Genomic DNA, 11,886 nt, shown 5'->3' with positions numbered 1-11,886 from the left:
CCCCTAATATAACATAAACCGCTTTAAGAAACTACTATTGATTTGTGGTCAAAAGGATGAAGGGCCTCCAAAGCTTTATCAATGGAATCGATTCGTTCAAAGACCAACAAGAGCCTCAATCCATTCCGGGTCTGCTTTTCCTTGAGCTTAACCTGCTGTGGATGGTCTTGCACAAATTGAAGTATTTTGGTAAAGACTGCACTTTGATAGAAATCCGATTGTTGGTCGGCAACAAAATATCCAAGAAATCTCCCCTGCTTCATCACCACTTTTTCCAACCCGATACTGCTACCGATCCATTTGATTCGGACAGAGTTCAGGAGATCTGCAACCGCATCGGGTAATTGGCCGAAACGGTCGATTAATTGGATTTCGAATTTTTGCAAACTTTCTTCATCCTTTACCTGATTGAGTTCCGTGTACAGGTTTAGGCGTTCCGTAATATTGTTGACATAATCGTCAGGGAAAAGCAGTTGAAAATCCGTATCGATCTGGGTTTCCTTAACAAATACTTTTTTACGGCCCCCCTCAACTTCCTCATACAATTCCTTAAACTCGTTTTCCTTAAGCTCCTCTATGGCCTCTGCCAATATCTTTTGGTAGGTCTCGAACCCAATTTCGTTGATAAATCCACTTTGTTCACCGCCTAACAGATCGCCAGCGCCCCTAATTTCCAAGTCCTTCATGGCGATGTGGAACCCACTGCCCAATTCGGTAAACTGCTCCAATGCCTGTATACGTTTACGGGCATCGGGAGTCATAACATCGTAGGGTGGGGTAATGAAATAACAAAAGGCCTTTTTGTTGCTCCGTCCTACACGACCACGCATCTGATGTAGATCGCTCAATCCAAAATTATTGGCGTTGTTGATAAAAATGGTGTTGGCATTGGTAACGTCCAATCCGCTTTCCACGATGGTTGTGGAGACCAGAACATCAAATTCGCCATTGATAAACGAGAGCATTAAGGTCTCCAGTTTTTTGCCTTCCATCTGTCCATGGCCGATAGCTACTTTGGCATCGGGAACCAGACGTTGTACCATCCCGGCAACTTCCTTGATGTTCTCTATCCGGTTATGGATAAAGAATACTTGTCCTCCTCGCTGTATCTCATAGGTAATGGCATCCCGAACGGTTTCCTCCGAAAATCGGATAACCCGGCTCTCAATGGGATATCTGTTTGGTGGGGGCGTATTGATGACCGAGAGGTCGCGGGCGGCCATTAGACTAAATTGGAGGGTACGTGGAATAGGGGTGGCGGTAAGCGTCAACACATCCACATTTTCCTTAATGGATTTCAGTTTATCCTTGACCGATACACCGAATTTTTGCTCCTCATCCACGATCAACAATCCGAGATCTTTGAATTTTACATTTTTGTTGACGAGTTGATGTGTGCCGATAATAATGTCCACTTTTCCCGATGCCAAATTTTCCAAGGTTTCCCTTCGTTCCTTTGCGGTTCTAAAACGGTTGAGATAATCCACGGTCACAGGCATTTCCTTTAAGCGCTCCGTAAAGGTGCGATGGTGTTGAAATGCCAAAATAGTGGTCGGTACCAATATGGCCACCTGCTTACCATTGTCCACGGCCTTGAATGCGGCACGGATGGCTACCTCGGTCTTACCAAAACCCACATCCCCGCAGATGAGCCGATCCATAGGGCGTTCGCTCTCCATATCCCGCTTAACGTCATCCGTCGCAGTGCTCTGGTCTGGGGTGTCCTCATAAATAAAGGAGGCTTCCAGTTCCGTCTGAAGGTAGCTATCCGGATGGTATTGAAACCCCTTTTCCAATCGTCGTTTTGCATAGACCTTGATCAGGTCAAAGGCAATTTTCTTGACACGCGATTTGGTCTTCTGCTTGAGTTTCTTCCAGGCCGCCGAGCCTAATTTATAGATTTTGGGTACGGCTCCGTCCTTACCATTGAACTTGGAAATTTTATGGAGCGAATGGATGCTGACGTATAGGATATCACGATCGCCGTACATCAATTTTATGGCTTCCTGTTTTTTCCCTTCCACGTCAATTTTTTGAAGTCCCCCGAACTTCCCGATGCCGTGATCTATGTGGGTGACATAATCCCCAATTTCAAGTTTGTTGAGCTCCTTAAGGGTAATGGCCTGCTTTTTGGCATAGCCATTTTTGAGATGGAATTTGTGGTATCGTTCAAAAATTTGGTGATCGGTATAGCATACGATTTTTAGATCATCGTCTATAAAACCTTGGTACAAGGGAAACACCAAGGTCTGGTAGTTTACCTGTTGGTCTACTTCCTCAAAAATGTCGTGAAAGCGTTGGGCCTGTTGTTCACTGGCACAGCAAATATAGTTGGTGTAACCGTTTCGGTATTTTGCATTGAGATCATCAATAAGCAAATCGAATTTTTTATTGAAGGAAGGCTGGGGCTTTGTATTGAAATGTAGGGTTTTCTGTGGGGCTTCGGCTGCGCCCAATGTACCGCCATCCGTCAGGCTGAGCGCAGTTGAAGCCCCCATCCGAATCATGCTAAAATCTTTCAACTGATCCGTACAAAGCACTGAATTCACAAAAAGTTCCTCGGGAGTAGCATGCTTGATTTCTTCGGACAACTGGGCAAATGCTTCATGGGCCTTCTCAAAAAAAACGTCCAACCTCTTGAACAACAGATCGCTATTTTGAATAAAAACGATGGTCTTTGCTGAGATATACTTCAGAAAACTTTCCCGTTTTTCCTCTAAAAACTTGTTGGCTACATTCGGAATAATACTGATTTTCTTCACCGTATCGGTTGAAAGCTGGGTCTCTACATCAAAGGTGCGGATGCTGTCTACCTCGTCCCCAAAAAACTCGATACGGTAGGGCTCGTCATGCGAAAATGAAAATACATCTACAATACCTCCACGAACGGAAAACTCCCCAGGCTCCGTTACAAAATCGACACGTTTAAATTGATATTCGAAAAGTACCTCATTGAGGAAGTCCAAAGACAATGTATCGTCGAGTTTAATTTTGAGCGTATTCTTTTCAAGTTCCCTTCGGGTCACCACTTTTTCAAAAAGCGCATCGGGGTAGGTAACGATGACAGCAGGTTTTTTTCGGGAGTTGATACGGTTAAGGACTTCTGCGCGCAGCAGCACATTGGCATTGTCCGTTTCTTCAATTTGGTAGGGTCTACGATAGCTTCCCGGATAAAAAAGCACATCCTTTTCGCCAATGAGCTGTTCCAAATCGTTGAGGTGATACGCCGCTTCTTCCTTGTCATTGAAAATCAATAAAAATGGAAGCTCGGAATTTAAGAATACATCAGAAATGACAAAGGAAAGCGAAGATCCCGTAAGACCTTTTAAAGCAAGCTTATTTTGGGATATGGCAATAGCCTCCCTCAGTTTCTGGGTCTGCAGAGACTGTGCGTAGCTTTCGGAAATCGGGGTATTGACCAACCGTAAAACTTTGTGCAAAGATAGATTTAAGGGCTAAGCAATCCAATTTATAAGGGCGATTTTAGTTCCGTCATTTTAGGCCACGGAGAAATTAATGATGCCGAAGCAAAGAAAGTGGGCGAACTAAAGGTTATATCTTCATAATCTCATCTTCCACAATGGCAAATACCTCATCATTTTTTTGGGGTTCCAATACGAAAGTCCCTGTAAACTTTCCAAAGGCCGGCAAAATTAGCTGTCGTTCACTTTTAAAAAAACAGGGCAACCTAAGGGATTGCCTCCCCTTTCCTCGTAGCCGTATGGCGGGGTGTATATGACCTGAAAAATTGAAGAACCCGCTTCGTTCCTCCGGATGGTGGGTCAACAGAAAATCGTCCCATTCAACCTCTGAAACTACCTTAATGCCCAGATCCTCATACTTTAAAGGGGAAATGATATCATGGTTCCCGGCGACAAGAATGATTTCCATAGATTTTTTAACAACCCACTTTTCGAAAAAAATCCATTCCTTGTTCAAGGCCGAGTGGAACAAGTCTCCCAAAAAACAGATGACCTTGGGATCAAAGTATTCCAAGGCTTCGTCCATTAACTCAAAATTTTTTTGGACTACATTTTGAGGGACGGCCGCCCCGAACTTTCGGAAGTGGGATACCTTTCCTAAATGTACATCACTTATCAACAAGACCGATCGGTCTTGCCAAAATAACGTTCCGGAAGGATGCAACCTAAAGCTTTGATTTCGTATTTGGATAGGATATTCGTTCATTAGGATTTCAAAGGTAAAAAAAGAGCCCCTTGTTTATATGCTTTGATATCCCTACTTTGTCTGTTCATAATAAATTGATGCCAATCATGTCCAAAATCGTCGTCGTAGGAAGTTCCAATACTGATATGGTCATGAAGACCAACAGATTCCCGGAACCGGGTGAGACCATACTAGGAGGTGATTTCTATATGTTTCCTGGAGGTAAGGGAGCCAACCAAGCCGTGGCAGCTGCCCGGGCAGGGGGTGAGGTGACTTTTATTTGCTGTTTGGGGGACGATCTTTTTGGCCAAAATGCACTTAAGGGATATACCAAGGAGGGAATAGATGTGGATAGCGTAAAAATCGTTGAAAACGAAGCCTCTGGAGTTGCCCTGATTACGGTTAACGGGGAAGGGGAAAATGAAATTGTTGTCGCTTCGGGAACCAATGCCCTACTTTCTACTGAGCACCTCGAAGCAAAAATGAAGTTAATCTCCAATGCCCAAATTTTTCTTACCCAACTGGAAACACCTATCGAGACCGTTGTCTTTTTGTCGGCACACTGTAGCACAAAAAATCAAAAACTGATTATCAATCCAGCGCCGGCGCAAGCCTTGGACGATGCCATTTTAAATGGGCTCTTTTTAATTACCCCGAATGAAACGGAAACCAAAATTTTGACCGGAATTGAGGTAACGGATGATGCTTCACTTGAGAAAGCGGGCAGCGCTTTTTTGGAAAAAGGAGTACAAAATGTTATAGTAACCTTGGGAAGCCGGGGTTCTTTTTTTATAAATGCCACGGAAAGCTTTATGGTTCCTGCCCCAAAGGTAAAAGCTGTGGATACCACCGCGGCCGGGGATGTATTCAATGGGGTTTTGACTGTCTGTTTGGCGGAAGGCAGGGGATGGAAGGAGAGCATGACCTTTGCCAGTAAGGCGGCGGCACTTGCCGTTACAAAAATGGGGGCACAGGACACGGCTCCCACATTAGAGGAAATCAACCAATTTTAAGATTATGTTCGTTATAGAAACCTATCAAGTAGCCGTACTGTTCTGTATTATTACCATGTTTGCCTGGGGTTCATGGGCCAACACCCAAAAATTGGCTTCGAGCAGTTGGCGTTTTGAACTTTACTATTGGGATTATGTTTTTGGAATTGTTTTGTTTTCCTTGCTTTTTGCATTTACGGCGGGAAGTATGGGAGAGATGGGTAGACCCTTTTTGGAGGATATTTCCCAGGGTAGTTCCGAAAATGTCTGGTCTGCCGTTTTGGGCGGTATTCTCTTTAACCTGGCCAATATCCTTTTGGTAGCGGCCATAGCGTTGGCCGGCATGTCGGTTGCCTTTCCCGTAGGTATAGGCCTGGCTTTGGTTATCGGTGTTATTGTAAATTATTTGGATCAGCCCATCGGGAATTCTACACTTCTTTTTGGCGGGGTCGGCTTGATCGTATTGGCCATTTTGTTGAATGCCAATGCCTATAGAAAGTTATCCGCACAGCAACAAAAGGTGCCTACAAAAGGTCTGGTCTTGGCCGTTGTAGCGGGATTGTTAATGGGTCTGTTCTATAAGTATGTGGCCAATTCCATGTTTCCCGACTTCACCCAGCCGATTGCCGGAAAATTGAGTCCTTATACTGCGGTGTTTCTTTTTGCCTTGGGGATTTTGGCGAGCAACTTTTTGTTCAATACCGTACTGATGCGTAAGCCCGTAGAGGGTGCTGCGGTAAGTTTCAAGGATTATTTAGCCGGTAGCGGAAGAAGTCATCTTATGGGTATCTTAGGCGGGGTAATTTGGTGTGTCGGGATGTCATTCAGTATTTTGGCATCGGATAAGGCCGGTCCGGCCATTTCATATGGACTGGGTCAGGGAGCTACGGTAGTCGCAGCCTTGTGGGGTATTTTTGTTTGGAAGGAATTCAAAGGGGCTCCCAAAGGCGTTTCCGGAATGCTGAATGCCATGTTGCTACTTTATATTGTTGGATTGGGACTGATTATCGCGGCTCGTTAAGCTATATAATTACAGATTACTTTTTCGTTAGAATTGCGGCCATCCTCTTGATGCGGTCCGCAAGCTTTTCACTGGATAATCTTTCACGACTTAGTCGGTCGGTAATGATGGGAAAGGAGAAGGGGGTAGGTTGCTCACAATGCCTCCAGATAATCTCCTGGGTGGCCATCCGTTCCAACGCCATTCGCAAACGACCTTCTTCCAGTTGGTGTTCAAAAGTTTCCCGAAAGGCCTGTTGGAACAAAAGATTATTGGGTTCGTAATCCCGGAAAACATCAAATAACAATTGCGAATTGCTCTGCAGATGTTTCATTTTGATCTGCTTGTAGGGATATCCCGTAAATACCATTCCACTGATAACCGCAATATCCCGGAACTTTCTACGTGCCATTTCCGTGGAATTCAAGCTTTTTTGCAAATCTTCTAGTAGATATTCCGCGGTGAACAAATCATTGTCGATGACCTGTTGCATATCTATCTGCCTGTCCGATAACAATTCAAACCCGTAATCGTTGAAGGCCAAGGAAAATGTAATGGGCGATAGCAGGCTTATGCGATACCCGAAAAGGCTACCCATGGCCTCATGAACAAAACGACCCTCAAAGGGATAAAAGATATGATGATATCCTTCCCGGGTCTTAAAGGTTTCGATAAGGAATTCATACGGCCTGGGGACGATGCTTTCCCTGCCTTGACGTTCAAAAATATGGGCAAGGGACCGAATTTCTTCCGATTGTTCCTGTGAAGGGCTATAGACAGAATACAGTTCATTTCGCAATAATTCGGACATCCGGGCCGAAAGTGTTAACCGTCCGCCCATCCAACTGGGTACTTTATTGGTTCTTTTTTTTGAATTACGGACATGGACCTGCATTCCCTTGATTCGGATGAACTCCAGATTCCGCCCCGCGAAGGTAAACACGTCCCCTTGGGTCAATTTGGAGATGAAATATTCTTCGATGGAACCAATGTACCCTCCCTTTTGATAGCGCACGGTAAGATTGGCATCGCCCACAATCGTACCGATTTGAAAGCGATGACGCATGGCAATACCCTTGTTGTTTACCTTAAATTTGCCGTCTTCCCCTACTTCCACCTTTTTGTACTCGTCATAGGTCTGTAGGCTTTGGCTACCCATGACCAAAAAGTTGAGCAGCCAGTGCCATTGCTCCAAGGAAATTGCCTGATAGCAGAAGGTCTGTTTGATTTCGGTGAAGATTTGTTCAGGATAAAACCCATCGGATACCGCAAGGGTGGTCAAATATTGCAACAGCACGTCGTAGCTATTGAGATAGGGAATACGGTCTTCCACGGCATTCTGCTTTACGGCTTGTTGCAAGGCCGAAGCTTCAATAAGTTCAATGGCATGGGTGGGAAGAAAATAGATTACGCTTTCCTTTCCCGGCCTGTGGCCACTACGTCCGGCACGTTGTAAAAAGCGGGCCACGCCTTTGGGGCCACCTATCTGAACTACGGTCTCCACAGGGGCAAAGTCCACGCCCAGATCCAAACTAGACGTACAGACTACGGCTTTAAGGCTTTCGTTACGAATGGCCTGTTCTACCCAGGTACGGGTCTCCTTGTTTATGCTCCCATGATGCATGGCGATCTCACCGGCATATTCCGGATGTTTTTCCAAGATTTTTTGGAACCAAATTTCACACTGGCTTCGGGTATTGGTAAAGAGCAGGGTAGTCCTGCTATTGTTGATAATAGGTACGATGTCCTCCAAAAGTCGAATCCCCAAATGACCACGCCATGGGAAAGTTTCCATCTGCTTTGGAATGATACTTTTTACGGTAATCTTCTTTTTGATGTTGGCCCTGATCATCACCGAATTCCTATGCGCTTCGGTTTGCGGGCCTAAAAGCACCGCCCGGGCCTGTTCCAAATTTCCTATGGTAGCCGATATGCCCCAAATCCGGAGGTTTTTGGAAACCGTTTTTAGACGGGAAAGGGCCAGTTCCATCTGTACCCCGCGCTTGGTGCCCAGAAGCTCGTGCCATTCATCCACCACAATGGCAGAGCAGTTTTTGAAGGTTTTGTCATACCCTTTGGACGCCAGCAAAAGCTGCAGGCTTTCTGGGGTAGTGATTAAAAGGTCGGGCATATTTCTTTTTTGCTGCGACCTTTCATTTGTTGAGGTGTCCCCGGAGCGGATACCCACGGTCATTTGGGTCTCCAGATCCTTGGTAACGCGTTCCGCGGATTGTTTGATTTCCTGGGACAAGGCCCTTAGGGGGGTTATCCAAATGGCCTTTAGCCCTTTTTTGTGTTTTGTCCGATACTCCGGGTTCTTCTTAATGTAGTTCAGCACTATGGGAAACCATAAGGCATAAGTCTTGCCACTTCCTGTAGGGGCGTTCAATAGGCCGTGTTTGCCCTGTTGAAATGCGTTCCAGGTCTTTTTTTGAAATGGGAAGGGCTTCCAATTTTGGGATTGGAACCAATTTTCGGCGATTTTATGAAGTTCTTCTTTGGTCATTTGATTGCCTTCCGGAACAAGTCCTTTTTTGGATACCTATCACAATCTACGGAAAGAAGCGTCATGGTATCATGTTTTTTAAATCGTCCAAGGTGTTCGCTTCCTCGATTTTCTTATCCTGTCGCCATCGTAGTATTCTAGGAAATCTCGTGGCAACACCACTTTTATGCCTTTTGGAAAGGGCAATACCTTCAAAGGCAATTTCAAAGACATGATGTGGCGTTACGGAACGTACCGGCCCAAAGCGTTCCAAGGTATTCTTCTTGATCCAATTGTCCACTTGCCGGAACTCGGCGTCGGTCAACCCGGAATAGGCCTTCGCAAAAGTGACCAATTCTTTTTTACCCTCATCGTTTTCTGCCCAAAGGGCAAAGGTATAATCCGTAAACAGATTACTTCGCCTTCCATGCCCTCGCATGGCATAGGTGAGTACCGCATCAATGGTCAACGGGTCCACTTTCCATTTCCACCAATCCCCTTTTTTTCTACCTACCAGATAGGGGGAATCTTTGCGTTTGAGCATTAAGCCTTCACTATGCACTTCCCGGGAACGACTGCGCTCCCGGGCTACTTGCTGCCAAGAATTAAACTGCAATGCTTCGGAAAGGTGCAGGGATTTTGCTACTCCACGGGAACCAACTTTTTCAAACAGGCTTTCCAATAATTTCCTTCGCTCCACAAAAGGTTCATTTCGAATGTCCTTGCCTTGCCATTCCAACATATCATAAGCCTTTAGGATTACCGGGGTCTTTTCCAGTAAGTTTTTGGAGACAGTTTTTCTGCCTATTCGGGTCTGTAGGTCGTTGAACGTACCGATTCGATCCTTCGGGTAGGGAAGTATTTCCCCATCGAGGACCGTGCCATTTGGAATCACCGGAACGAATGTCTGGAACTCGGGATATTTGTCGGTAACCAGCTCCTCCCCTCGGCTCCAAACGAAGACTTCATTGTTCCGTAGAATGACTTGGGCGCGTATCCCGTCCCATTTGTGCTCAACGGACCAGTCCTTTACATTGCCCAACTCCTTGACTTCGTTTTCAATGGCATAGGCCAAATAGAAGGGATAGGGCTTGGAAAGATAATCGCTTTCGTTTTCCTCCAAAATCAATTCCTGAAATGAAATCGAGTTCGGATCCCAGTTGCCCATCAATTTGTAGGCAAGTATATCCTCATCGATTTCTGTTGCTTTGGCCAAGGCACGGGTCATCAATTTTTGACTTACCCCGATTCGAAAACCGCCGGTTATTAATTTGGTAAAGACAAAGCGTTCATAATAATTGAGCACCTTCCAATTCTCATGTAGGTATTGTTTTTTGGCTTCGTCCTCCTTCTTTTTGAGGGCGATCATTTCCTCTAAAAATTGGGTTAGACTTTTTTCCGTTGAGGTTTTGGAAGAGGGGATGACCAAGGCAATGGTCTCCGCCAAATCCCCGACGATATGGTAGCTTTCCTCAAACAACCACAATGGAATATGGGCCAACTCGGATGCCCATTCGCGCAACAGGGTCGTATTAACAGGTCGTGGTGGACGTCGGTGGGAAAGAATGGCGATGGTCCATACCTTGTCCTTATCATTGGCCGCATTAAAATAATGGGTCAGGGCATTTACCTTCACATTGGTCTTGTTGGTGCTATCCAGAGCTTTTATGAGTCGTGCAAAACGTTTCATGCCTCGGATTCCTCTTTTGATGTAGGGTTCAATTCCCCCAATTCCCCTTCATATTGTGTTTCCTCGGTCCGGGCATCATATCCTTGTTCCCTTAGATATTTTGAAAATATTTCGGTATAACCGTGTGTACATATAATCCTTTCAGCTCCGGTTGCTCCAATACAGTCCAAAAGCCCTTGCCAATCGCAATGGTCACTAAGAACAAACCCTTTGTCAATGGCCCTTCTTCGGCGGGCACCCCGGAAGGTCATCCAACCGCTGGCCGATGCCGTAACATAAGGCACCATTTTTCGCATCCAGGAACTTCCATGGGCACTGGGAGGGGCAATAACCATATGCCCTAGCAGGTCTTCTTTTTTGGTGTCCGCGGTAATCAGGGTGGTCTTTGGAAATTCCACCAATTGGCGCACTACTTGGGTCATATTTTCGACCGCTCCATGGGTGTATATTTTTCCAAGGGAGGGATCCAAATGCTTCAGCAAACGCTGTGCCTTCCCCAAGGTGTATCCGAAGAGTACGGATGTTTTGCCTTCGGATTTGTTTTCGGCCCACCAATTATTGATTTCCTGAAAAACCTCTTTTTGCGGCATCCATTTAAACGGAGGCAGGCCAAAGGTGCACTCTGTAATGAAGGTATTACATTTTACGGGCTCATACGGTGTACAAACTCCATCATCCTCATTTTTATAGTCACCGGAAAATACCCATACTTCCCCTTTATGCTCGACCCGAATCTGGGAAGAACCAATGATATGACCGGCTGGATGCAGACTAAACTTAACATTGTTCACAATAAAGGATTCGCCCCATTCCTTACCCCGTATGTTGATTTTCCCCAATCGATGGGTAACAATGGGAACATTTCGATGATGCGTAATATAGCTTTGATGGCCCCAGCGACTGTGGTCCGCATGGCCATGGGAAATAATTGCCTTTTGCACTGGGCGCCAAGGATCTAAATATACATCTGCCCTACTGCAGTAAATACCGTTGTCCGTAAATTCCAGGAGAGGCGTTTTCATAGTGGCAGGAAGTTACGAATTTGGCCAAAAACAAAGTTGGGGATATTATAAAATATGACCTTTAAAAAAATTATATTTGCACCCATTAAAATGTAAAGAATGTCCGTAAAAGATTTGTACGATGCCCATTCAGCGAACAACAATTTGGCCCATTTTGCGAGTATAGCGTCATTGGCTGCCGTGGATGGTTATATAGATGATGAGGAAATGAAACTCTTGGAGCGATTTGCGCATAAGTTGAATGTTTCCGACGCCCAGTTCAAAGAGGTTATGAAGAAGTCCAACAAATATCCCATAACCCATCAGGTGAGCTTTGAAAAGAGATTGGAGCGTTTTTTTGATCTGGTCAAAATTGTTTTTGCGGATGGCATTTTGGATGAAGAAGAAGAATTTCTTTTGGGTAAATATGCCATAGGATTGGGCTTTTCGTCCTCGCAATCCGACGAGATTATCGGAAAATCAAAAGCTCTGTTTACAGGAAAAATAGATTTTGAGGATTATCTTTATTTCATCAAAAAGTAGATTTCACG

Annotated in this window: 8 protein-coding genes; 3 read left to right on the top strand and 5 right to left on the bottom strand. The window is 45.2% G+C overall.

Annotation, left to right across the window (positions count from 1 at the left end; all coding sequences use genetic code 11):
* Positions 1-23: 23 nt before the first annotated feature.
* A complete protein-coding gene (gene mfd, locus ACO06Y_RS02595; RefSeq protein WP_422082265.1) occupies positions 24-3,440 on the bottom strand; it encodes a transcription-repair coupling factor in 3,417 nt (1,138 codons plus the stop codon).
* A gap of 112 nt (positions 3,441-3,552) precedes the next feature.
* Positions 3,553-4,188: a ligase-associated DNA damage response endonuclease PdeM gene (pdeM, locus tag ACO06Y_RS02590; protein WP_422082264.1), complete on the bottom strand. Its 636-nt coding sequence runs from the start codon at positions 4,186-4,188 to the stop codon at positions 3,553-3,555.
* Between the two features lie 86 nt (positions 4,189-4,274).
* Between pdeM and rbsK the strand changes: the two genes are divergently transcribed.
* Positions 4,275-5,180, top strand: coding sequence for a ribokinase (gene rbsK / locus ACO06Y_RS02585; RefSeq protein WP_422082263.1), 906 nt, complete (start codon positions 4,275-4,277; stop codon positions 5,178-5,180).
* A gap of 4 nt (positions 5,181-5,184) precedes the next feature.
* Complete coding sequence (locus tag ACO06Y_RS02580) at positions 5,185-6,180, top strand: GRP family sugar transporter (protein ID WP_422082262.1); 996 nt, start codon at positions 5,185-5,187, stop codon at positions 6,178-6,180.
* Positions 6,181-6,196: 16 nt separating this feature from the next.
* On the opposite strand, the gene ACO06Y_RS02575 is transcribed toward ACO06Y_RS02580, so the two are convergent.
* The 3 genes from ACO06Y_RS02575 to ACO06Y_RS02565 all read right to left on the bottom strand — a co-directional run bounded on the left by ACO06Y_RS02575 (position 6,197) and on the right by ACO06Y_RS02565 (position 11,356).
* Positions 6,197-8,665 (bottom strand): ligase-associated DNA damage response DEXH box helicase, encoded by a 2,469-nt coding sequence (locus tag ACO06Y_RS02575; protein ID WP_422082261.1) that lies wholly within the window; start codon positions 8,663-8,665, stop codon positions 6,197-6,199.
* 61 nt (positions 8,666-8,726) lie between these two features.
* A complete protein-coding gene (locus ACO06Y_RS02570) occupies positions 8,727-10,334 on the bottom strand; it encodes an ATP-dependent DNA ligase (RefSeq protein WP_422082260.1) in 1,608 nt (535 codons plus the stop codon).
* Positions 10,331-11,356, bottom strand: coding sequence for a ligase-associated DNA damage response exonuclease (locus ACO06Y_RS02565; protein ID WP_422082259.1), 1,026 nt, complete (start codon positions 11,354-11,356; stop codon positions 10,331-10,333). The genes ACO06Y_RS02570 and ACO06Y_RS02565 overlap by 4 nt, the downstream gene beginning before the upstream one ends.
* Before the next feature lie 99 nt (positions 11,357-11,455).
* On the opposite strand from ACO06Y_RS02565, the gene ACO06Y_RS02560 reads away from it, so the two are divergent.
* Positions 11,456-11,878, top strand: coding sequence for a TerB family tellurite resistance protein (locus ACO06Y_RS02560; RefSeq protein WP_422082258.1), 423 nt, complete (start codon positions 11,456-11,458; stop codon positions 11,876-11,878).
* Positions 11,879-11,886: the final 8 nt, after the last annotated feature.

It is taken from the genome of Ulvibacterium sp., from assembly GCF_965228935.1.
Taxonomy (GTDB): domain Bacteria; phylum Bacteroidota; class Bacteroidia; order Flavobacteriales; family Flavobacteriaceae; genus Ulvibacterium.
The sequence above is the reverse complement of the archived record's forward strand: the minus strand, read 5'-3'. Positions and strand labels throughout refer to the sequence as shown.

Excerpts from the sequence above, each read along its gene's own strand:
- pdeM (WP_422082264.1), bottom strand. The coding sequence starts at position 4,188 with ATGAACGAATATCCTATCCAAATACGAAATCAAAGCTTTAGGTTGCAT.
- rbsK (WP_422082263.1), top strand. The coding sequence starts at position 4,275 with ATGTCCAAAATCGTCGTCGTAGGAAGTTCCAATACTGATATGGTCATG.
- ACO06Y_RS02580 (WP_422082262.1), top strand. The coding sequence starts at position 5,185 with ATGTTCGTTATAGAAACCTATCAAGTAGCCGTACTGTTCTGTATTATT.
- ACO06Y_RS02575 (WP_422082261.1), bottom strand. The coding sequence starts at position 8,665 with ATGACCAAAGAAGAACTTCATAAAATCGCCGAAAATTGGTTCCAATCC.
- ACO06Y_RS02570 (WP_422082260.1), bottom strand. The coding sequence starts at position 10,334 with ATGAAACGTTTTGCACGACTCATAAAAGCTCTGGATAGCACCAACAAG.
- ACO06Y_RS02565 (WP_422082259.1), bottom strand. The coding sequence starts at position 11,356 with ATGAAAACGCCTCTCCTGGAATTTACGGACAACGGTATTTACTGCAGT.
- ACO06Y_RS02560 (WP_422082258.1), top strand. The coding sequence starts at position 11,456 with ATGTCCGTAAAAGATTTGTACGATGCCCATTCAGCGAACAACAATTTG.